This window comes from Halobacillus amylolyticus, from assembly GCF_022921115.1.
In the GTDB taxonomy this organism is placed as follows: domain Bacteria; phylum Bacillota; class Bacilli; order Bacillales; family Halobacillaceae; genus Halobacillus_A; species Halobacillus_A amylolyticus.
Genome location: NZ_CP095075.1, coordinates 3,727,636 through 3,750,408, shown reverse-complemented (window position 1 = coordinate 3,750,408; position 22,773 = coordinate 3,727,636). Strand labels below are relative to the sequence as shown.

Sequence of the window (22,773 nt, the reverse complement as noted above, 5' to 3'; positions counted from 1 at the left end):
ACCAAAACTTTACTTAAACAGCTTAATACCATATCCATCTAATACTCTTCTCGGTACAAAAAAGCGAGCTGTTTTCAATGGATCGACAATTTGACTCACCTGCACCTCACCTGCTGCACTCATTAACATCGTAAACTCCGCTAACGATAAATCTGTTTGCGGCTGAAGTACATCAATCATTTTTTCCACAGCAAGGTCTGATGCTTCATCCAAGCTTTCTCTTGAAACAAGCGAGGCTGCCCCCGCTTCATTTTCAATAAAAGGATAGTCAATCGAGTGCCCCTTAATCACATCCAGCGTAACCGTCACTTTTGCCGGAATCTCTACACCTGACACACATACCTCACCGTCACCCATTGCTGCATGCAAATCGCCCAAGGCAAATAATCCGCCTTCCTGAAAAACTGGAAGATAAAGTGTCGCCCCAGTAGTCACGAGCTTCGTATCCATATTACCTCCATGTGCACCTGGCGTCCCGCAAGACACTGCCTCATCTTCTGGGGCAACACCAATGACGCCTATCATGGGCTGTAAGGGAAGGGAGATGTTATCATTAAAGACTACTTCATTTCCTTTGATTTCAACCATTTTCACTTGAAAGTCTTCTATTCGATGCCCCATTACACCAAGCTTTGGCCCCGTAGCCATTACTCCTCGTTCTCCAAGCTCAATATGATCTATCTTTACTTTTAAAATGTCTCCTGTTTGTGCACCATCAACATAAACAGGACCTGTCGCTGGGTTAATTCGCTCCCAATCAATACTAGTAAACGAAGCATCCTCTGATTGGATCTGGTTTTCAAAACAATCGTACGTGTCAATCACCACCTGCTCTCCTGCAGTAACCTTTAATGCCGGCTTGTTCTCCTTACTCATTGCATAGACAAACGACTCTTTAGCTAATGTATGAACCATAGTATTTCACCCTTTCCTATTCATTAATTCTCATTCTACCAGAATTGTTAGACAATATTAGCTAGATTTGCCCTAAGTTCAATAATCCTATAAAAACCCACCTCAGGTCATCCAGAAAATGGATGACCTGAGGTGGGTATATTATCCAGAATTTGAGGATGAGATTACTTTGCATAAGGGACGAGTGTATAGAGTAGAATGACCTCAAGCCGGAATAAAAGGTTTCAAAATTTATCAACAAGCGAGAAGTCTAAAACTTAGGAGGGACCTACTGATGGGTTTAATAGTATATTTGATTGTTGGAGGCATATTAGGTTGGTCAGCCAAATTCATCATAGGTGAAAATATGCCAGGTGGAATTATTGGCAAAATTATCGCTGGAATTGGCGGCGCCTGGATTGGCGGAGAACTACTTGGTACTTTTGGTCCTAGTGTAGCTGGAATAGCCATTATTCCTGCGTTAATAGGAGCCATCATTTTTATTTTTATTCTGAGTTTAATCATGCGCAGCACTAGAAAATGATAGCACCGAAAAAGCCCACTAAACCTTAACTCGATTAGCGGGCTTTTTCGTGGATAATACTTCCACCTCAGGTCATCCAGGAAATTCCACATTAATTTCAGCTAGCTGCGTTTCTCCAGTTGAGTTGATTTAGTAGCTCCTCGCATGTTGTTAAGGAAGATAGCGACAATGATGAAAATAACCCCAAGCCATTGCAAAACTGTAATCGACTCTGAAAGGATAAGGTTGGCTGATATAAGTGCGACAGGTAATTCAATCGCACTAAGTACATTAGCCAATCCGTCTGATAATCCAGGTGAACCAAAAGCAAAGAACAGCGGTGGGATAACGGCTCCAAAGAAAGCCACTCCCCCTCCCACGACCCACAAGTCTAGATCTCCAAGTGGCAGCGAAGGAATATCCTTCATAAATGTAATGATGACTAAGATTAAAGATCCTGTTACCATCATTGGGCTGCGAATCCATGGCGTAACATCTACAGCCACTTGACCACTGAAGAAAATAAATCCAGCATACGTAAAAGCAGATAACATACCAAACATAAGACCGAGGGCCGGAAGTTCAATCACTCCATTACTTAAAATATTCGAAGCAAAAAATACACCGATCAGTGTAACAATCATTGAAGAAATCGTAACTAATGTCGGCTTTCTTTTGTTAAATACCCATTCAAAAAAAATCCCTATCCATACAAACTGGAATAATAAAATAATCGCTAAGGAAGCTGTCAGATGCTGAATCGCTCCATAATAAAAAATACTTGTTAACCCCACAAAGGTGCCCGTAGTCATAATCTTCAGCACCGTTTTTCGACGCAATCCAGTTACCTTTGCACGTACGACTAAAGCCATCCCCCAAAGCACAACAAATGCGATAAGCATTTGGATGATATTAATTTCTCCTAAAGAATAACCCTGTCTGAAGCCTAGTTTCACGAAAACAGGAGTGAACCCGAAACTTGCCGCACCTAACAGCACAAAAATAATCCCTTTTTTCCTACTCATCCACATCACCACGCTTCATAAAATTAGCCGCTTCAATTTTAACATACTTCATACAGCGAATTTGTAAATATAATCCACCTCAGGTCATCCATAAAATGGATGACCTGAGGTGGATTTTTTTCTCAGTTAATATGTTTAAGGCTTTTGGATTAGGGTATTATTATTGTACATCTTTTTGTGTGAATGTTTTGTAAAATCTAGCTACCGACTTACAAATAGATCCATACATATTCGACTAAGATTCCTGCTTCTCACAATCTGGCAATCATCATACATTGAGATTATGTAGTGACTACTTGTCTCTTACGTCTTAGCTAAGTGTTAACCTGTCCCTATGCCATGAGATTAATAAAGGAGGACTACGTATGGCAACAAATAACCGCGCAGTTGCATATAGCGGTAATGGTGATGTAGTTGTTAAGGACATTGATTTTCCAGAACTTGTACTAAGAGATGGACCAGGTGTAAATCCGGCAAACGTTGGCCGTAAATGCGAACATGGTGTGATTTTGAAAGTCGTTTCTACTAACATTTGTGGAAGTGACCAGCACATGGTTCGCGGGCGCACAACAGCACCGGAAGGGTTGGTCCTTGGCCATGAGATTACCGGTGAAGTGATTGAAACGGGAAGAGATGTTGAATTCGTAAACAAAGGCGATCTCGTTTCTGTTCCATTTAATATCGCCTGTGGACGGTGTGTAAACTGTATTGAAGGAAAAACACACATTTGCTTAAACGTAAACCCTGACCGCCCTGGTTCTGCTTACGGATATGTCGATATGGGCGGATGGGTAGGTGGACAAGCCGAATACGTCATGGTCCCATACGCTGATTTCCAGGTGCTTAAGTTTCCTGACAAAGATCAAGCGATGGATAAAATGCTCGACTTAACAATGCTTTCTGATATCTTTCCTACTGGATTTCACGGCGTTTATTCAGCAGGTGTCAAAATAGGTTCAACCGTATATATCGCAGGGGCTGGTCCGGTTGGGTTAGCAGCAGCACACTCTGCCCAGCTCCTTGGTGCATCCGTTGTCATTGTTGGTGATTTAATTGAAGAAAGACTTGAGCAGGCACGCAGCTTTGGTTGTGAAACCATTAATATAAGCAAGCATGATAATATTTCCGAACAAATTGAACAAATATTAGGTGTTCCCGAAGTAGATGCGGCCGTTGATTGTGTTGGCTTTGAAGCACACGGTCACAGTCATGAGGAAGCACCTGCTGTTGTATTAAACTCCATTATGGGGGCGACAAAGGCAGGCGGCGGACTCGGGATTCCCGGTCTTTATGTCACGGAAGATCCAGGTGCCTCTGATGAAGACGCCCGCCAAGGTGCATTGAAACTAAATTTTGGTTTAGGCTGGGCAAAAGCTCAAACCTTCGTCACCGGGCAAACTCCAGTCATGCAATATCATCGCGGACTGATGCAATCCATTTTGAGTGGTAAGGCTGATATTGCTAAAGCCGTAAACGCAACAGTAATCGGACTTGAAGATGCACCAAAAGGCTACAGCGAATTTGACAGTGGTGTTCCTAAGAAGTTTGTGCTCGACCCTCACGGATTACTCAAAAGCTAATCAGCAATAATAAAACCTCCCTCGCGTATAAAATAAGCGAGGGAGGTTTTTCCATTTTCCTCCACCTCAGGTCTTACATTCATTTCCATTACAAAATTGTCTCAAAGTGATGGAGGTGTGGCTTCCATAGGTGACCGTTACGGTGAACATAGGTGACAGCTTCCTCAAATGAACCAAGTGTAAACTGCTCAGGAAGCCTTTCTGGCATCGATTCCTTGCCAGTGAGCAGTGAATATACGAACCCATTTCTGGAATGAGCCATTTTTAATTGTGCCGTGATATCGTCGGCATCCATTTCTAACCGAATCATTAACAACGAAACCGCAAACAGCTTTTCCGCTGAAATTTCATCGGGGAACAGATCAAGTAATGACTGGAGATCCTTATATCTTTCTTCTTGAAAATAAAGTGGAATTAATCGAGAACGAATACCTTGATTATCATTTGGATTCAGTTCAATGAGATCCTCATAGGATTCGATCGCCTGTTCCATCTCTCCATTTTCCTCATATAATTCTCCCAAAAACTCTATAGCCCTTAACAGGGGACGTGCCTCCACGATTTGCCAAAGAGCGACATCTGTATCAGGCTGTTCAACACCCAAACGGCGATACCCCGAATTGATAGCCTTTAAGACAAAAAGCACCTTTTCCTCTATTGCACTCGTAAAATGGGCCCGTAGAGCGAGACCGTCCACATTCCCTTCATCCAATTCCAAAACTTCATCGACTAACCTTTTCTTTTTTTCCTCATCCTTCGTTTCATAAGCTTCAAACGCCTTTACTTGCGCACGCTGTTTATCATTAGAAGGGATAAAAGGGTCGTTCCTATGATGGTTCATATAATCATTAATCTCATCGGTTGAACTAAAATTCATCTGCTCCACCTTTTTATTCAATTCGTACGTATGCCTTTCGATGTCCTTGTGCGCACTCGTTTTCACATAGTATTGCAATTGAGGGTTACTATCACCATACTTTTTGCTCTGCAAGAGTTCAAAAAAGAATTCCTCTATTTCTTGATAACGTTTAGAAATGCTATTTGGACTAACCCCATATTTTTGGGCTACTTCTTTTTGCGTAACCGTTTGTTCCCCGCCTAAATAAGGCATTTCATGAAGAAAATATTCCAGCGTCGCTGCAAACACAGCTGGTTTTCTAATAATCGGTGCTTGTTCCTCACAAAACTTTATCCACAGGTTTTTCAGCAGTTCATACGTTTCATACCGTTGATCTTCAGCGTCTACGTGTTCGTCAAGAAGTTTTAATACTCCAAGCTGCTGTGGAGTTCCATTCCAAGCCAAATCCGATGAGTCTGGAGTTTCCATATAGAGCCATTTAGGAAACTGGTTTAAAAAGGTCTGATGTAAAAAGTCACCGATCGTGGCAGATTCTGACTGTGCTTTGAAATCCGTTTCTAATTTCGAGATATAATAATCATAGCCCGCTTGCGTGTTCGGCAGCGCTAAAGGAATAAAATTATGAAATGTACCCCAATTCATTACGATCCCAATATAATATGGAACCCTCTTCATGTCTTCATTATCAAGCGGAATTCTCTCTCTTCCCACTTTGTATTCGCCACCATTTAGCACATCCTCAACATGCACTAGTCCGCTAGTTTCCTCTTTTAAATAGTGGAAGATACTAGCATTTGAATTTCCCCATGACGCCAAAGCATCTGCAGTTGCCGGACGGACAATCGATTTCCCTTTTTGCTTAAAAAAGTGTTGAAACACGGTTTGACCATCAGCCTGTGGCATAAATAATCCCTTATATAAGAGTCGGATAAAATGCTCGACCTCTTCTTCTTGAGATGCAGCCTTATTTTGGGGAAATAATTGGGGGTAATTGTCGTACATATAATCTTGAAATTGCAGAAGATAACGATCTAGTTCCTCTTCGACCTTTCTCGAAGGGAATTCGATGACATTTGTCTTGCCGTGGCACTTCTTATACTTCTTTCCACTTCCACAAGGACATGGATCATTTCTACCGATCTTTTCCATATAAAATCTCCTCTCCTCTTATACTCCCTTAAGTTTATTATAAAGGTTTTAGAGGAAAAGGAAAAAAACAAGGCTCATTACCTTTCACCAAAAAACGAGCACACAAATTCGGAGGTCCCTATCATGAAAAAATCTGAAGAAAGCAAAGCACGAAAGCTCTTTGAGAAAACGAAGCAGCGGGCAGGAACACTCATTCAAAATCCTGCAAAAACGAAACAAATCATTGAACAGGCACAAGAAAAATCAGAGGAACGTCAAGGTCCGCTGTCGAAGGTGTGGAACGAGCTTCAGCTTATGTTTCAAATGGTACGAGACTGGGTCAAGGGCGATTATCAAAAAGCACCTAAAGGATCGATTGTTGCCATCTTTGGGGGAGTACTCTATTTCGTTATGCCGCTTGACGCGATCCCTGACTTCATTCCTGTAGCCGGGCTAATTGATGACGTCTACATTATTAATTTAGTCATTAAACAAGTCAACTCAGATCTGCAAACTTATAAACGCTGGCTCGCTAAAGAACCCAACAAAAAACACCAACCACTAAACAACTAAACATAGCGACTGGTGCTTACATTTATACGCACCTCAGGTCATCCATAATTTGGATGACCTGAGGTGGAACTTTATACCATCATCATCAGTTATTTGTAATATTTATAGAGGGCTTGGGTACCGCTGTTGGCGTATCCATCTGAGGAGATTTGATCGTATAATTGCTTGGCTAGTTTCAAGCCTGGAAGATCGAGTTCCATTTTCTCCGCTGACTCAATAGCAATTTTCATATCTTTAATAAAATGTTTTACATAAAACCCTGGTTCTAAATCCCCTTTAATTACCCGTGGAGTTAGATTACTCAATGACCAGCTCCCAGCTGCACCTCCACTAATACTCTCAAGGACGGTATTCGGATCAAGTCCAGCCGCTTCAGCGTAGACTAACGACTCGGAAACCCCCATCATATTAGAAGCAATCGCAATTTGGTTACACATTTTTGTAAATTGTCCTGAACCTGCTGGACCCTGTAGCACATTCTGGCTTCCTAGCAGATCAAACAGGAAGCGAACGTCATGAAAGACTGATTCTTCACCACCAACCATGATGGAAAGTGTTCCTTGTTTTGCTCCAATATCACCACCAGAAACTGGAGCATCCAAGACGTGTATACTACGTTTATTAGCTTCTTGATCTATTTTCACTGCTAGTTCCGGAGAAGACGTCGTCATATCAATGATATATGTACCCTCTGGAGCATTTTGCAAAAGTCCATCTTCGCCAAAATAAACCTCTTCAACATCGGATGGATAACCGACCATCGTGATGATCACATCAGACTCTTCTGCTAGACTCTTTACACTATTCTTCCACCCTGCCCCTAGTTCAAGCAGTTCTTGTGCTTTCGCAGAGGTACGTGTAAATACATTTACATTGTATTCGGCTTGTAGTAAACGTCCTGCCATGCTTTGCCCCATTACACCTGTACCAATCCAGCCGATTGTCGGACTTTTCAACTCTGCCATTTCATATCCTCTCCTCTATATGTAGTTAAAAAACAGGACTCCACCCTTTTGAGCCTTGCCTTCTATTCTAAAAGTTTATGATTTTTGATAGTTTAAATCCCAAGTCACGCCAAAGCAGTCTTTTACCTTAGCAAACGTCGCTCCCCAGAATGTGTCCTGAAGTTCCATATGCACCGTGCCACTTTCACTTAAACGATTGTAAATTTTGTTAATTTCATCTTCACTGTCCAACTCTAACGCCAAAGAAATCATGCTGCCCGCCTCAGAGGCACCTCCAGGGAACGTGTCTGAAACCATAAAGAAAAGGCCCTCTTTTGTAAAACGAGCATGCATAATTCTCTCATCTGCTTCCGGCGGTGTGTCAAAATCAGCTTCCCCAAAAGTCTGAATATCTGTTACTTCTCCATCAAACACACGCTTGTAAAAGTCCAGTGCCTCTCTTGCATATCCATTAAAGGTGAAATATGGATTGGCTTGCTTTTTCATCTGGTAGACTCTCCTTTATTGGTTTTCTATATTTTATCATGAAAAAAAAGGAAAGGCGAAGCCTCCCTTTTTCTTAAGAACTATATTCTTTGATCATATCATGTGTTTTCTGTACTTCCGATTCTGGTACTTGAAGATAATAAATATCATTGATCCGCGTGCCTCTTCCTGTCATCTGATAGGTTTCTATATTTTTTCTTGCATCACGGTAATTCATCGCTAAATTGCGCATATCTTCAAATCTCATATTCGTTGCTACATTTTCCCCAAGAACATCCATCACTGAACCAATATTATTCACAATATTAATGTTTGACCCCTTATCAATCACACCTTGGATAACTTGACGCTGACGTTCATTACGCCCAGCATCTCCTTGAGGATCATTATACCGCATACGAACCCAGGCAAGAGCTTCTTTTCCGCCAAGCTCAATCTGCCCTTTTGGAAAGTTATAACCTCCTTGTGAAAAAGCAAAGTCATTGTTCACTGTAATCCCGCCAACAGTATTTACCATTTGCGATAACCCATCCATATTCATGCGAACATAATAATCTAAACGAATATCGAGAAAATTCTCTACCGTATTGACAGACATGTCGCTGCCGCCAAATGCATAGGCGTGGTTGATCTTATCATCAATCCCTCTTCCAACAATTTCTGTTCTTGTATCTCTTGGAATACTGACCATTTGCATACGGTTATTTGCAGGATCAAGCGTCATGACAATCATTGTATCCGAGCGACCTTTATCATTCTCACGCTCATCTACTCCAAGCAGTAAAATATTGATAGGTTCCTGTGCTTTCATTTTCTTCTTCGTCACTTTATGGTCAATTCCAGAAACTTTCTTATGGATTTCATCATCAACGGTCGTTTTCACATTGTGATAAACGGAATATAAATAAGCAGCTCCACCGCCTGCTACAAGCAAGACAACTGCTAAGGATATCCATAGCCATTTTTTTTTCTTTTTACGCCTAGCTTTCCTCGTTGCCATTTTTGTACACTCCTTCCTACTCTTTCAATTTATATATAATCATACTCTCGTATTTTTAGACACATTTTTACAATCGATCTGACTCTTTATTTTTACACGTTTCTCTTTATTTTGCAAAAATTTATTTAAAAGAGATTAAGCTTGTAGGAGATGTAAAAAGGGGTCTTTTTAGGAAAGATGGATCAGTGACCTTTTTTATTACATAAAAGAGCCGCCCCTTGGGATACATCCTCACAAGGGACGGCCGTTTTTAGTAAAGAATTAGTTAACACCCTTCATTAACCTTGAAATCCTAGGTGCAAAAGTAAACAGGATGATTCCTAATAGCACAGAAACGCCACCAAGGATATCAAAATAAGCAACTTCCGTATCAATATTATAAAGCTTTACAAGCAGGGCGTTCATAGCCTGTCCCGCCGCATTAGATAGGAACCATAAACTCATGGTTTGTGAGGCGAAGGCTGCCGGTGTGCTAAAGAGTCGAGAATATTACGGTTTATGTAGCCAAAAAGATGATAAGGTTAAAAGGAAAATATTAGGCTTTTACAACTTCTAAAAAGGCTGCTTCAAAACTGAGATTTACGAATAATCGTGATCCTGACAATAAGTTCTTTGAGATGTGGTTTAAAAGATTATGTGATTTATAGATAATAGACAAAAGCCGAACAAAACAACAAATGTATATTGTTCGGCTTTATCTACTTAGGGAGGGCATTTTAACACCTAGCCACTCTTCAGTTGCACAGTCTAACTGGGAACTAATTCGTTACTTCTCTAATCGCTTCTGTATGAATTCGAATCCATAAAAGGAAACTATCTCCAAGGCACCTGTGAGGAGTGGCATTCAAATAAGCCTAGCCACTCTGAGAATGCACAGCCTGCCTGGAATCCAGTGCGTCCAGATTGCCAATCGCTTCCTAAGGAGGTTGATCCGATAATATTACCGGTTGACGAAGCCTCCACAGTATTTATGAAGTTAGATCCAACAAAACCTCCAAAGCTTAGCACGACTACCATTAATAAAGCAGCTGTAATTTGACCTAATTTTTTCATTTTTTGTCATCCTTTTCTAAAATCATTAAATTCTGTCTTATTTAAATTCTATTTACTTTTCCATTAACAAGGGTTACTTACTATGTAACAAAAAAACCTTAACTCAATTAACTAGCAACAAATCAAAACCACCCCTAAGATCCCAATAGTATAATAGCTTTTGATTTTTATGTAAATATAGAGGACTAAAATTACGACAACTAATACAAATGACCTAGGCAAAGCTACTAATGCCCTAACTAAATAAATCAGCAGCTTACTGTCACTAATCAAAGCCTTCAACAGTCAGGTAATGTGACTAATTGAAACTGGTATTAAAGAAGCTAAAGATATTACGAAAGCTATAGGGGAATCAAATTCGCTAAGCGAAACTGGCATATTCATCCCTGAAGGCACCCTTGATAACGAGGAATTCCAGCGATCGATCGTTATTCTTTTGCTAACCAGAAAGGAATTAAAATCGAGGTAATTCTATAGAACGATCCTTATTCAAAAGAAGCCATTGAATACTACTGAAACCGTCAAAGAAACTGTACAAGATCAAGCGAAAGGTACACCAAATGATGATGATATGTAAGGTATATCCAAAAACTACTTCACTAGAACGATGATCATTATCCTAATCGGATTATTCATTGTGCTTACGATTTTATTCCGTTCGATGATCATGCTGATTTACATGATAGGTTCTCTTTTGCTCACTTACTACACATCTGTTTCCATTGCAGAATTGACCTTCATCAATCTGCTAAACTATGGCGGGGTCAGCTGGGCCGTGCCATTTTTCGGATTTGAAAATATTGGATGACTCGAGATGGCTTTTATTGGTATTTTTTCACTTATAGTACTTTACTCGGGATTTCTTTGGTTCTTGGGTTATCTAGTTCACCGAATATTTTGTCGAGGTGTTTTCCTCCATCACAATTCCTTCATCCATGAAAATAACACGATCTCCTACCATGCGGGCAAACCCTATTTCGAGTGTAACAACAACCATCGTCATGCCTCACTTGCTAAATCTAAATCTCCTAAAGTTACTTCTTTCACTAAATTCAAACAAAATAAAAGTCATAAGAGAAACCGCCCATCAAGAGCGGTTTCTTCGTAAATTAACTATGCTAATTCTATGCTGGTAAAAGCTCTTAATTAACAACCTTTTCTAAATCTTGTTTTAACAGTTCAATACCTCTCGGGCTCAAAACAAGCCCATTTGCAAACTCACGATTATCATCGCTGATTTCTCCAGTAATAGCACATTCTTTACTCGCCTTATATTTCTTTAAAATAATTTTTTCATCTTCAACAAAAATTTCAAGCGGTGTCTTCTCTTCCACCTGTAACGTACGACGAAGTTCTTTCGGTATGACTATTCTTCCAAGTTCGTCTACCTTTCTTACTACACCTGTACTTTTCATACATTTCAACCCCTAACAGCTATTAATAGTTTTATAGTTTCTCAATGCTCTATTTTCTTTAGATCTCAGTCTAACATATCTTAAGCTGATGATGAATTAACACATCTTCTAACTCTATTTAGATCAGTCATTTTTTCAAAGTTCTCAATCCAAACTGGCTTATTGAATGGTTGCTTCTATGTAGTTTAGGGTGTAAACTATACATGTTAGTTTAGGGTGTAAACTAATTTCCATCGGGAGGTTTTATAGTGAACAAACGATTAGATGAGGCAGTAGATTTATTTAAAGATGTGATGATTTACGGTACAGAACGAATCATCAAATCGATTGAACATGAAATTTATGATCTTTATTCCCCTGAGCAAATTCATATGCTGCAAATTTTATCCAAAGTGGAAAAGGTTTCACCTGGAAGATTGGCAGAACTGCAAGGAGTCCATAAGAGTGCTGTTTCAAATAGGGTGAAGAAATTGAGCCAAAATGGTCTCGTAAAAGTCATTGATTCGAAGGAAGATCAGCGAGGTAAAACAATTTCGTTAACAGATAAAGGAAGAGATGTCATTCACCAATCGAATGAATTAATCTCACACCACATAGAAGATCTACTATCCGATGAACTTAAAGATTCCGAGATTGATGAGTTTATTCGCATATTCAATAAAGTGAGAACGATTTTGAAAGTTGAGGATGAGATGAAATGAAGGTTATATTAAGGTTAAAGTGGCTCATTGCTGTAGCCATGATTATAGTAACTACTGCTTTGTTCATTTTTTCACCTAATCTAACTGAACAAGCAGAAGAAGCAGGTACACTACAATTACCTAAAGATACCGATTCACAAAGAGCTGCAGCAATTTTAGCAGAAGCTGGTGCAAACGATGAAACGATTTCGCTTGTTTTTGCGCTAGATGAACCGGCAAATGAAGACACAAAGCAAACCATTACTTCCACTGTAGACCAGCTAAAGGAACTGGAAGGCCCGATTACAAATGTAGTTGCGCCTTATGAAAATAAAGAAACGAAGGGTCAACTCGTTTCAGAGGATGAGAAAACCATCTTGGTTCCTGTTACAGTTGATGGAACGAGTGAAGAAATAAATGAGCTTGCCGATCAAATTAATTCAGATCTAATACCGGAAAACATAACAGCTTATGTTACAGGTCAAGCCATCATCAACCAGGATGTAAACGAGAGTAGTCAAGAAGGCTTGGAACGAACTGAAATCATTACCGTTGTTCTTATTTTTGTCCTGCTGCTCGTTGTGTTCCGTTCGATCATCACGCCATTTATTCCACTTGTTGCTGTTGGGGTTACCTATTTATTAAGTCAGTCACTCGTATCCTTTTTCATCGACTGGTTCGGTTTCCCTGTTTCGAACTACACACAAATATTCCTGGTAGCTGTCTTGTTCGGAATCGGAACAGACTACTGTATTCTACTGCTAAGTCGGTATAAGGAAGAACTTTCTCAAGGTCATTCGACTGAAACAGCGATTATCAATACGTATAAAACGGCTGGACGCACATTGGTTATCAGTGGCGTTGCTGTTTTTATCGGTTTCCTGGCAATAGGATTTGCAGAATTTACGATCTTTAAATCAGCAGTGGGCGTAGCTGTTGGTATAGCCGTACTCATGATTGTGTTATACACACTTGTTCCATTTTTTATGGCTGTTTTGAAAGAAAAGTTATTTTGGCCATCCAAAAAGTCCGCCTCACATAAAGACAGTAAATTATGGACGTTGCTCGGCCGCTTCTCTGTCTATAGACCCATTTGGTCATTAGTTATTGTTGCCATCATTACGGTTCCATTTTTGCTCACTTATAATGGACAATTATCATTCAATACAGTTAATGAAATCGGTGATGGTTATGATTCTGTAAAAGGATTAAATGCAATAGAAGAAGGTTTTGGAAAAGGAGAATCTCTTCCACTAAACATCATTATTAAAAGTGATGAAGAACTCGTTACTAGAGATGTCATTCCTTATGTTGAAGAGTTGAGTTCGGAAATTGTGAAGAATGAAAATGTTGACTCGATTCGGACCATTACAAGGCCCGTAGGAGAAATTATCGATGATTTGTATGCCGACAGTCAATTAAAGCAAGTAGCAGATGGGCTAAAGCAATCACGTGAAGGCATTGAAGATACCCAATCCGGATTATCTGAAATTCAGGCAGGCCTAGAAAACATGTCCGCTCAGCTTCCTTCAGGGCCAAGCGCCAATACAGGCGGACTAGGTGAAGCTGCAAATGCTCTTGGGCAAATTAATGATCAGCTTGCTGTGATTAACCAAGGCCTCGGGCAGACAGGTAATATTGCTCAAGCTTCACAGCAATTAGCACGAGTTCAGCAGCAACTCGGGCAAGTCCAACAATCCCTGGCTGGAGCCTCTTCGAGTATCCAAGGGCAAGCTAGTCAAATTGGTGTGATGAAAGACGCACTGACAGAACTAGCTGGTGGAATCGATGCCGCAATGGAAGGGCTGAATCAAATTGAGTCGGGTCTAGGCGATGCAGAAGAAATTGTCAGAGCTATGGGAGAATCCGATTCTCTTCGTGAAACAGGTGTGTTTATTCCAGAGGGCACACTTGATAGTGAAGACTTCATGCCAGCCATTGACCGTTATTCTTTCGATAATAAACAGGGCATTATGCTTGAGGTTGTCTTAAACAACGATCCCTACTCAAAAGAAGCGATCCATACAACTGAAGCCATTAAAGAGACAGTAAAAGATCAAGTAGAAGGAACGCCTCTTGAAAATATGACCGTGGCCTATAGTGGCATTTCAAGTACAAACGAAGATCTATCAGAAATATCCCAAGCTGATTTTACTAGAACGATGGTTATTATGCTTGTCGGTTTATTCATCGTACTTTCCGTTCTATTCCGGTCGATGATTATGCCGCTCTATATGATTGGATCCTTATTGTTAACTTATTACACATCTGTTTCCATTGCAGAGAAAATATTCGTTAACCTATTAAACTATGATGGGATCACATGGGCAGTCCCTTTCTTCGGGTTTGTCATGCTCGTCGCATTAGGTGTCGACTATTCTATCTTCTTGCTCGACCGCTTCAATGAAGAGGCAAAAATAGATGTCAAAGAAGCCATGATGATTTCAATGGCAAAAATGGGTACGGTTGTTATTACAGCAGCAATTATACTCGCAGGTACATTTGGTGCCATGATGCCATCAGGCGTATTAAGCTTAATTCAAATTGCAACGATCGTTATTACAGGCCTGCTGCTATATGGATTAATTATCCTTCCATTGCTTATTCCAGCTATTACGGTTTCTTTTGGTAATGGTGTGTGGTGGCCGTTCAAACAGAAAAAACATTAGATGTAGGACTCACCACTGAAGTAACTCACTTCAGTGGTGAGTCTTTTATTCTTTTAATCCACGTACTTCTTTTCGCCTAACAAAGATAAAAATTATAGCAGTCCTGACATAGTTCCATCCATGACGTTCTTCCATCCGTCACAGCTATAATGTCATGTTCATCTACCTGTTCTTTACACTTCCAGCAAGGCACAGTGTAGTTAGTTAAAGATTCCTTTTCAAATCTGCTCATATTTTCATAATGACTCATAACATTTACTCCCCGTGATTTGATTCAATGTTTATAGCGTAAGTATAGCGCTCACTTCGTTTAATCTCGACTCGCCATTATTACATCTTCGCCTTAACCTAACCGTCAATTCCACGAAAAAATCCGGTGCATAACTTGTTTTTCAAACTACCTATCCGAACAATCAGCCAATTATTGTACTTTTTATCCAAGAAATTATGAAAGCCGCCCTCGCCCATACGAACTTAAGGAGCCTCCCGATTAGGAGGCTCCTTTTTACAATACAATTTTTTTATAATGTTCGAATAAACTTTATAAATGCCGCTCTCCCTTGTTCCGTTCTCTTAAACACCCCGGCATGTTCCAATACTTCAGCGAACCTTATCCCTATTTCATGATCTAATATCTTTCTACCATCCTCTTTCGTAACAGAGGGATACTTCGCAATGATTCCCTTAGCCCAATCCAGATGTTTAGCCGTCTTCTCATCTTCAGAGGCCACGTGTAAATCATTATTTACCATGTATTCTAATAACTGATCCATTTCTTCAATTAGACGGCCCGGAAGTACAGCCAATCCCATCACTTCTATCAAGCCGATATTCTCTTTCTTGATGTGATGAACATGTTCATGAGGGTGAAAAATCCCCATGGGGTGTTCTTCACTTGTTCTATTATTCCTTAACACCAGGTCCAATTCAAACAAACCGTCCCTGCTTCTTGCTATTGGTGTAATCGTTTGATGAGATTCGTCATTCGTAGCCGCAAGGACCTCAACAGCTGGATCGCTATAGGCTTTCCATTTCTTAAGGATATAGGCTGCAAACGACGCAATTTCAGATTTATCCGTACCCTGCAAGCGGATGACTGACATCGGCCAGTTAACTATGCCAAATTTTGTTCGAGAAAAGCCAGCGACTTCAAAAATCTCATCAAATTCAGCCTTTGCCATTGGGAATATGTGATGGCCAGCTTGAAAATGGTCATGGCTCAATATCGAACCGCCGACAATTGGCAAGTCAGCGTTAGATCCAATGAAGTAGTGTGGAAATTGATCAACGAAATCTAACAATCTGCTAAATCCATCGTGTGAAACTTTCATTGGCCGATGGTCGCTTGAGAAAACAATCGAATGCTCATTGTAATAGACATACGGAGAATATTGAAGGTACCACCGCTCCCCTTCAAGCATTATTGGAATTACTCTATGGTTTTGCCGCGCAGGATGATCCAACCGTCCTGCATACCCTTCGTTTTCCTTACAGAGCAGACATTTAGGGTAAGTAATGGCGGCATTTTTCTTAGAAGCGGCGATCACTTTTGGATCCTTTTCAGGTTTAGATAGATTGATGGTAATTTCTAAATCCCCATATTCCGTATGTGAATACCAGTGCAGATTTTTGGCAATCCGGTCTGTACGAATGTAATAGGATGCTTGTGATAAGTGATAATAGTAGTTAGTAGCAGCTTTAGGACTTCCTTCTTCATATAATTTATAAAAGTGCCTAATAATTTCCGAAGGCTTTGCTATCATTTGATCCATAATTTGCGGATCAAATAAGTCACGATCTGTGATAGTATTTTCCGGAATGACTCCTTTTTCAACGGCATAATCGAGCATATCGTTCAAAATCGGTACAGGATCTGTGATCGTTACATCCATTACAAAACTTTCATCAGGATCAAATTCAGCTAATTGAAATAAGTCGAGCCATTGATTCCGCACGTAATCTATATCCCAAACCTCTATTAAATTTTGATTCAGGCCATAATTAATCATTTTATTCATCGATTGGAAAATATTCATAACTATCCACCCCCTTAGGCTAAGTTGGTATATCCATTAGGATGGTCTTGAAACCATTTCCATGCACTTTCTATCATTTCATCAATGCTAGAGTGGGAAGGGTTCCAACCTAACTCTTCAATCGCTTTAGCCGGTGAAGCTACCAAATTTGCCGGATCTCCCGCACGCCGGGGTGCAATCCGCGCAGGTATTGATTTACCAGTCACACGTCGGGCGCTTTCAATTATCTCTTTTACAGAGAAACCACTACCGTTTCCTAGGTTATAAATCCTGCTTTGTTTATGCTTTTCTAGTGATTCCACAGCTAACAGATGAGCATCCACTAGGTCTTTGACGTGAATATAATCCCTTACGCAAGTCCCATCATGTGTATCGTAATCATCCCCATAAATGTCAATGTGATCTCTTTTACCTAAAGCCACTTGCAGAATGATTGGGATCAAATGGGTCTCAGGTTCATGATCCTCACCAAGCCTTCCTTTTAAATCGGCACCTGCTACATTAAAGTAGCGGAAAATCGTGTAACGAAGACCATAGGCTTGTTCAGCCCAATACAGTAACTTCTCTACAGCCAACTTTGATTCACCGTAAGGGTTCGTCGGATTTGTTAGTGATTCTTCGGGAATAGGTATTTGCTTTGGTTCGCCATAAGCAGCTGCGGTAGACGAGAATACTATATTCTTAACATCGTATTTGTTCATTGCTTTTAACAGTGAAATAGTTCCGTTCACATTATTATCAAAATACTTTAAGGGATCTTGAACACTTTCTCCTACAAGTGAATCTGCTGCAAAATGAATGACTGCCTCAACTGAATTTTGTTCAAAAACCTCATTAATAAAATTTTGATCCCTTAAATCGCCATGATAGAAATCCGCACCTTCTAACAGTGCCTCCTGATGACCTGTTTGTAAATTATCAACGACAATAACATCTTCACGCTTGGATAATAGCTCCGCCACTGCATGACTTCCAATATATCCAGCACCACCGCATACCATTATTGCCATACTTTTTCGCCTCCTTCCAGCTGTTTTGCTCCATCTCCGATTTCCACAACGTAGAAGTCTGCTGTTAACCCAACTTTATCTTTATAACGTTTTCCTACCTTTTGGATGAAGTGATCCTCTTCCGTCTTTTTCACAATATTAATGGTACAGCCTCCAAAACCTGCACCAGTCATTCGCGCACCAATGGCCCCTTCTTCCCATGCTGCCTCGACAAGGGCATCGAGCTCTTTTCCCGTGACTTCATAGTCATCCCGCAGAGATACGTGTGATTCATTCATAAGCTGGCCAAATCCAATCAAATCGCCATTGTTAAGCCTATGAACAGCTTCAATGGTTCTTTGATTTTCATAAACCGCATGCTTGGCTCTTTTGAGTTCTGTTGTATTTTTGATAAGGTGTTTGTTATTCTCAAATTCATCGATACTTAAGTCGCCGAGAGAATGAATATCAAGTGTTTCTTTCAAGTCGGCCAAGGCCTGTTCGCACTCTGCTCTTCGTTCATTATACTTTGAGTCAGCTAACCCTCGTCGTTTATTGGAATTAGCAATGATAAGTACTTCTTCATCTAATTGGATCGGCGTCTGTTGATAGTCAAGTGTTTGACAGTTCAACAAAATTGCATGATCCTGTTTCGCTAACCCAATAGAAAACTGATCCATAATCCCACAACTGACACCAATGAATTCATTCTCAGCTCGCTGGCAATATTTGACGAGATCCACCTGATCGATATTCAACTGAAATAGGTTATTAAGGGCAACTCCCATCACTAATTCAACTGAAGCGGATGATGATAGACCAGCGCCATTAGGGATATTTCCATTGAATAAGATATCCATTCCATGATCAATTCGATAGTTTTCTTTTTGTAAAATATCGATAACTCCTAATGGGTAATTTGCCCAGTCATTAGATTCTTCATATTGAATAGTTGATAGATCTGAACGAATCACCCCTATTTCGGAAAAGTTTTTTGAAAAGACTCTTATTTGTGAGTCTTTTCTTTTCCTGACGAGCGCATATGTACCCAGACTGAGAGCGCATGGGAATACATGGCCGCCATTGTAGTCAATATGTTCTCCTATTAAATTCACACGTCCAGGAGCAAAAAACGAGCAGACGTCTTCCTTACTGCCATAAACCTTCTTAAACTCACCAATTAAATTTTCTAGCATGGCAAAAATCCTTTCCCTTAAGGTCGCTTTTCCATGTAAAATCTATCTTTTTTGTCGTCATCTATTACTTATCAGATTCATTTATCTTTTTAATTTCTTCTAGGCTGCATTTTGGTTCACGATCATAGGTTAGTAGGCCATTGATTTCCTGTTCAACATCGGTTAACTGTGTATAACAGAACCCTTGAATAACAGACGACTCTAACAAAGCTGACGTTTGTTTACGATACTCTTCTACTAAATCTTCACCTGATTGAACAGAAGAATAACCCCAGCCTTCTGTTTCATCCATCTTATAAGCAATGCCACCGTACTCTGTTATGAGAATAGGTTCTCCCTTATAAGCGTATCCCTTCGCATAAATCGGACGATCCGCAGGTGTCGTGGTTATCGCATTTTCTACCGTAGCATAAGTCTTCGCCATCTTTTCAGCCGATCGATAATTGTGAATTCCGCAAATATCAGATACTGTATGCTCCCATCCATCATTCGATAAAGCAGGCCTTGTTGGATCAAGCGATTTTGTTAAATAATACATCCCAAGTGAGTGATATTGCTGCTGTTCTTCTCTCGCTACTCTCGAGATGCCCCAGCTTTCATTAAGGGGCAGCCATGCTACAATGCTTGGGTGACTGTAATCCCGCTTCACTACATCTGTCCACTCTTTAGTGATACGGCGGACAGCTTCCTCTGAAAATTCCGAAGCGTTGGCCATTTCCCCCCAAACCAGGAACCCTAGTTGATCTGCCCAATACAAATACCGTGGATCCTCTACCTTCTGATGCTTTCTTGCTCCGTTGAAGCCCATCTCTTTTGACAGTTCAATATCTTTTTTCAAATCAGTATCAGACGGAGCTGTTAGTAGGCCTTTTGGAAAATAACCCTGGTCCAATACAAGTTTTTGATAGTAAGTTTGATTATTCAATTTGAACACACCATCTTCAATACTCACTTTTCTCATCCCAAAGTAGCTTATTACTTCATCTTTAAGGTGATCATCCTTCACAATACGTAAAGTTACATCAAATAAATTTGGATGTTCGGGAGTCCAATACCACCCTGCCCCATGGATATTACTGCGATCAGTTATGCGGTTACGTAAATGAAAGGAGCGTTTCATATAACTGTTCGTAATATCGGACCTTTCTTTTACAATCATTTGGTCCCTATAAGTGATTTCGATTTCTGCCGTGGCTCCCTCATAATGACCATAAACATCAATCTCTACATCGATATCCCCACGATCTAATTGCGGCGTCCATCTTATTTGATCCATATGTAAAGGATCCAACGGTTCAAGCCACACGGTTTGCCAAATCCCTGTAGTCCTCGTATAAAAAATCGAGGCTGATTCTTCGTGCCAATACTGTTTTCCCCTAGGGATCGTTGCATCTGTTGAAGGGTCCTCTACACGCACCACAACATCATTTTTCTTGGCTGCGACATGGGTAATATCAATAGAAAATGTTGTGTTTCCCCCTTCATGCTCACCTACTAGCTCGCCATTCACATAAACCTTTGCCCAATAGTCGACGGCTCCGAAGTGAATCACCTTTAGCTGATCCTCCCACCCTTCAGGAATTTCAAATGTTCGGTGATACCAGACAACATCATGAAAAGAAGGATCATGGATCCCGCTCAATTCTGTTTGATAGGCAAAAGGAACTTGGATGGTCTGATTAATTCTCTCAGAATTCTTATACCATTGTTCTTGTAAGCCGACATTGTAATCATCAAAAGCAAAGTTCCATTTCCCGTTTAAGTTTTCCCAATCTTTCCTTCTAAATTGAGGCCGTGGGTATTCATTTCTTATTTCGTTCATATCCTATTCCTCCAAGCACTTGCTCTATTTTATTCCAGTTTGAGTAATCCCTTTAATGAGTTGTTTTTGTCCAATTAAGAAAATAATGAGGATGGGTACAGTTGCAATCGTTGTTAATGCCATTAGTTTTCCATAGGAGGAAACAAAACTTCCTTGCTGCATAATCGCAATCCCTGTGGTAATCGTCCTCATTTCCGGTGAGCTTGTGGCAACGAGCGGCCAAAGAAAGTCATTATAAATGGTCATAAAAGAGAAAATGCCTAATGTCCACATAATTGGTTTCGCACTAGGAACAACAACTTTCGTAAAAATCTGCCACTTGTTGGCACCATCCAGGTAAGCTGCTTCTTCTAGTTCTTTTGGAAAACCTTTGAAAAACTGATAGAGTAAGAACACACCAAATGCGTTGGCAGAGTATGGCAGAATAAGTGCTGCATACGTGTTCAATAAACCTAAATTGCTAAACTCCATGTAGAGCGGCAAGAATGTTATTACCCATGGGATCATTAACGTACTAATAAATAAGGTGAAAATAAACTTCTTAAAAGGAATGTCTAGACGGGCAAGACCATACGCTGCAAGGGCATCGATAAACACAATAAGCAGTGAGCCAGTAATCCCCACAAAGAGGGAGTTAAACATCCATTTCAATACAGGCACACTAACTCCTTCACCTAAAAGGGTGTACGCGTAATTCTCGAAGGTGAACTCCTTCGGCCACCAATTTAAACCACCTGCAATGGCTTCAAAGTCATTTTTAAAGGAGGTCGAGATCATCCAAAATAATGGAACGATAAATAGAATCGCAATGACTGAGGCTAAAACAATGAGTAGAAATCTTCGCTTTTTATTGTTCATTATTTACCCTCCTTTTTATCGCGCATATTGGAAATCTTGAATTGAAACACGGAAACGATAATCATAATTAATGCCATAACAATCGCCATAGCTGATGCTGAACCGAGCTGCCGCTGAGTAAAGGCTTCATCCACGATCCCCATCAGTAATACTTTCGTAGAATCCCCGGGCCCGCCCCAGTCATTAAGTATGGTTGACCATAAACATTAAATGAGGCAATTGTTGAAGTAATGACAACAAAAAGCATAATCGGACGTATCGACGGCAAGGTAATCTTAGTGAATTTTTGCCAAGCACCTGCACCGTCAATCGAAGCGGCCTCATAATATTCTTCAGGGACTTCATTTAAAGCGTTGATGAATATGATCATATTAAATCCAATCGTCCACCAAATCGTTGCTCCGACAATTGAAATCCAGGCATAAGGCTGGCTGGTTAGCCAAGGAATGGGGTCAAAGCCTAATTGAGTTAAATAATTATTAATAAGCCCAGAATTCGTATCTAGCAACCATAACCATAGTACAGAAATAACAGACACAGAAATGGCATATGGCATGAAATAAAACGTTCTAAATATCCCTCTGATTTTGGCAGGTAATGCATTCAATAATAGAGCTAACCCCAAGCCAATAAATACTAATAATGGCACTGAGAAAATGACAAACTTAAAGGTATTAAATAATCCAGTGAAAAAAATTTCATTAATATAGGAGTCTGGGTTAAATATGTTAGCGTAATTTTCAAATCCGATAAAAGGTCGTTCTGATGCTAATAATCCGTAATCATGGAAACTTATATAAAGCCCATACATTAATGGAATGAATAAAAATGCCATAAACATGATGAAATATGGAAGAACGAACAGAGAAGAAGTCAATTTCGATTTCCATTTCTTATTAGAAGGTTCATATTTGTATTCCTTTTTCGATCGATTATCTCTGACTTCTTCTTTTACTTCTGTAGCTACATCTGGCTGCTTCAAAGCCATATTCTCACCTCTCTTATGTACTCTATTGAAAACA

22 protein-coding genes and 2 pseudogenes are annotated in these 22,773 nt (G+C 40.1%); 6 read left to right on the top strand and 18 right to left on the bottom strand.

The features are described 5' to 3' along the window. Window positions 1-9: 9 nt before the first annotated feature. Window positions 10-915: an acetamidase/formamidase family protein gene (locus MUO15_RS18865; protein ID WP_245031746.1), complete on the bottom strand. Its 906-nt coding sequence runs from the start codon at window positions 913-915 to the stop codon at window positions 10-12. A gap of 274 nt (window positions 916-1,189) precedes the next feature. Here MUO15_RS18865 and MUO15_RS18860 point away from each other — a divergent pair, with 274 nt between their 5' ends. Then, entirely contained in the window at window positions 1,190-1,438 is a 249-nt protein-coding gene (locus MUO15_RS18860; protein WP_245031745.1) for a GlsB/YeaQ/YmgE family stress response membrane protein, read from the top strand. Window positions 1,439-1,539: 101 nt separating this feature from the next. On the opposite strand, the gene MUO15_RS18855 is transcribed toward MUO15_RS18860, so the two are convergent. Next, the gene (locus MUO15_RS18855; RefSeq protein WP_245031744.1) at window positions 1,540-2,442 is read right to left on the bottom strand and encodes an EamA family transporter; all 903 of its coding nucleotides are present in this window, start codon (window positions 2,440-2,442) and stop codon (window positions 1,540-1,542) included. Window positions 2,443-2,807: 365 nt separating this feature from the next. Here MUO15_RS18855 and fdhA point away from each other — a divergent pair, with 365 nt between their 5' ends. Next, a complete protein-coding gene (fdhA, locus tag MUO15_RS18850) occupies window positions 2,808-4,022 on the top strand; it encodes a formaldehyde dehydrogenase, glutathione-independent (protein WP_245031743.1) in 1,215 nt (404 codons plus the stop codon). A gap of 88 nt (window positions 4,023-4,110) precedes the next feature. Here fdhA and MUO15_RS18845 read toward each other — a convergent pair whose 3' ends face one another. Next, complete coding sequence (locus tag MUO15_RS18845) at window positions 4,111-6,030, bottom strand: YecA family protein (RefSeq protein WP_245031741.1); 1,920 nt, start codon at window positions 6,028-6,030, stop codon at window positions 4,111-4,113. A 123-nt stretch (window positions 6,031-6,153) separates the two neighbouring features. Here MUO15_RS18845 and MUO15_RS18840 point away from each other — a divergent pair, with 123 nt between their 5' ends. Further along, window positions 6,154-6,582 (top strand): YkvA family protein, encoded by a 429-nt coding sequence (locus tag MUO15_RS18840; protein WP_245031740.1) that lies wholly within the window; start codon window positions 6,154-6,156, stop codon window positions 6,580-6,582. 89 nt (window positions 6,583-6,671) lie between these two features. On the opposite strand, the gene MUO15_RS18835 is transcribed toward MUO15_RS18840, so the two are convergent. The 5 genes and pseudogenes from MUO15_RS18835 to MUO15_RS18815 form a co-directional block, all read right to left on the bottom strand. Continuing rightward, window positions 6,672-7,547, bottom strand: coding sequence for an NAD(P)-dependent oxidoreductase (locus tag MUO15_RS18835; RefSeq protein ID WP_245031739.1), 876 nt, complete (start codon window positions 7,545-7,547; stop codon window positions 6,672-6,674). 75 nt (window positions 7,548-7,622) lie between these two features. Continuing rightward, window positions 7,623-8,033, bottom strand: coding sequence for a VOC family protein (locus tag MUO15_RS18830; RefSeq protein ID WP_245031738.1), 411 nt, complete (start codon window positions 8,031-8,033; stop codon window positions 7,623-7,625). A gap of 73 nt (window positions 8,034-8,106) precedes the next feature. Next, the gene (locus MUO15_RS18825) at window positions 8,107-9,033 is read right to left on the bottom strand and encodes an LCP family glycopolymer transferase (RefSeq protein ID WP_245031736.1); all 927 of its coding nucleotides are present in this window, start codon (window positions 9,031-9,033) and stop codon (window positions 8,107-8,109) included. A 261-nt stretch (window positions 9,034-9,294) separates the two neighbouring features. Then, window positions 9,295-9,501, bottom strand: a pseudogene (locus MUO15_RS18820) (MFS transporter); the annotation flags it as partial. A gap of 345 nt (window positions 9,502-9,846) precedes the next feature. Beyond that, entirely contained in the window at window positions 9,847-10,086 is a 240-nt protein-coding gene (locus MUO15_RS18815) for a glycoside hydrolase 64/thaumatin family protein (protein ID WP_245031734.1), read from the bottom strand. 637 nt (window positions 10,087-10,723) lie between these two features. Here MUO15_RS18815 and MUO15_RS18810 point away from each other — a divergent pair. Next, window positions 10,724-10,894, top strand: a complete 171-nt coding sequence (locus MUO15_RS18810) for a hypothetical protein (protein ID WP_245031732.1) — start codon at window positions 10,724-10,726, stop codon at window positions 10,892-10,894. Window positions 10,895-10,925: 31 nt separating this feature from the next. On the opposite strand, the pseudogene MUO15_RS22255 reads toward MUO15_RS18810, so the two are convergent. Next, window positions 10,926-11,092, bottom strand: a pseudogene (locus MUO15_RS22255) (peptide ABC transporter ATP-binding protein); the annotation flags it as partial. A 136-nt stretch (window positions 11,093-11,228) separates the two neighbouring features. After that, window positions 11,229-11,501 (bottom strand): AbrB/MazE/SpoVT family DNA-binding domain-containing protein, encoded by a 273-nt coding sequence (locus MUO15_RS18800; RefSeq protein ID WP_245031731.1) that lies wholly within the window; start codon window positions 11,499-11,501, stop codon window positions 11,229-11,231. A 248-nt stretch (window positions 11,502-11,749) separates the two neighbouring features. Here MUO15_RS18800 and MUO15_RS18795 point away from each other — a divergent pair, with 248 nt between their 5' ends. Continuing rightward, the gene (locus MUO15_RS18795) at window positions 11,750-12,202 is read left to right on the top strand and encodes a MarR family winged helix-turn-helix transcriptional regulator (protein WP_245031730.1); all 453 of its coding nucleotides are present in this window, start codon (window positions 11,750-11,752) and stop codon (window positions 12,200-12,202) included. Beyond that, window positions 12,199-14,850, top strand: coding sequence for an MMPL family transporter (locus MUO15_RS18790; RefSeq protein ID WP_245031728.1), 2,652 nt, complete (start codon window positions 12,199-12,201; stop codon window positions 14,848-14,850). The genes MUO15_RS18795 and MUO15_RS18790 overlap by 4 nt, the downstream gene beginning before the upstream one ends. Before the next feature lie 76 nt (window positions 14,851-14,926). Here the strand turns inward: MUO15_RS18790 and MUO15_RS22285 are convergent, their stop codons facing one another. From MUO15_RS22285 to MUO15_RS18755, 8 genes are all read right to left on the bottom strand, one after another. Continuing rightward, on the bottom strand, window positions 14,927-15,082 hold the full coding sequence (locus MUO15_RS22285; protein ID WP_449727967.1) for a DUF7685 domain-containing protein: 156 nt from the start codon (window positions 15,080-15,082) through the stop codon (window positions 14,927-14,929). 289 nt (window positions 15,083-15,371) lie between these two features. Next, entirely contained in the window at window positions 15,372-16,886 is a 1,515-nt protein-coding gene (galT, locus tag MUO15_RS18785; RefSeq protein ID WP_245031727.1) for a UDP-glucose--hexose-1-phosphate uridylyltransferase, read from the bottom strand. Between the two features lie 14 nt (window positions 16,887-16,900). Continuing rightward, entirely contained in the window at window positions 16,901-17,896 is a 996-nt protein-coding gene (galE, locus tag MUO15_RS18780; RefSeq protein ID WP_245031726.1) for a UDP-glucose 4-epimerase GalE, read from the bottom strand. Then, complete coding sequence (locus MUO15_RS18775) at window positions 17,887-19,071, bottom strand: galactokinase (RefSeq protein ID WP_245031725.1); 1,185 nt, start codon at window positions 19,069-19,071, stop codon at window positions 17,887-17,889. The genes galE and MUO15_RS18775 overlap by 10 nt, the downstream gene beginning before the upstream one ends. A gap of 64 nt (window positions 19,072-19,135) precedes the next feature. Then, window positions 19,136-20,893 (bottom strand): glycoside hydrolase family 2 protein, encoded by a 1,758-nt coding sequence (locus tag MUO15_RS18770; RefSeq protein ID WP_245031723.1) that lies wholly within the window; start codon window positions 20,891-20,893, stop codon window positions 19,136-19,138. Between the two features lie 24 nt (window positions 20,894-20,917). After that, window positions 20,918-21,751 (bottom strand): carbohydrate ABC transporter permease, encoded by an 834-nt coding sequence (locus tag MUO15_RS18765; RefSeq protein ID WP_245031722.1) that lies wholly within the window; start codon window positions 21,749-21,751, stop codon window positions 20,918-20,920. Beyond that, window positions 21,751-21,894 (bottom strand): hypothetical protein, encoded by a 144-nt coding sequence (locus MUO15_RS18760; protein WP_245031721.1) that lies wholly within the window; start codon window positions 21,892-21,894, stop codon window positions 21,751-21,753. The genes MUO15_RS18765 and MUO15_RS18760 overlap by 1 nt, the downstream gene beginning before the upstream one ends. After that, window positions 21,894-22,739 (bottom strand): carbohydrate ABC transporter permease, encoded by an 846-nt coding sequence (locus tag MUO15_RS18755; RefSeq protein WP_245031720.1) that lies wholly within the window; start codon window positions 22,737-22,739, stop codon window positions 21,894-21,896. The genes MUO15_RS18760 and MUO15_RS18755 overlap by 1 nt, the downstream gene beginning before the upstream one ends. Window positions 22,740-22,773 lie beyond the last annotated feature (34 nt).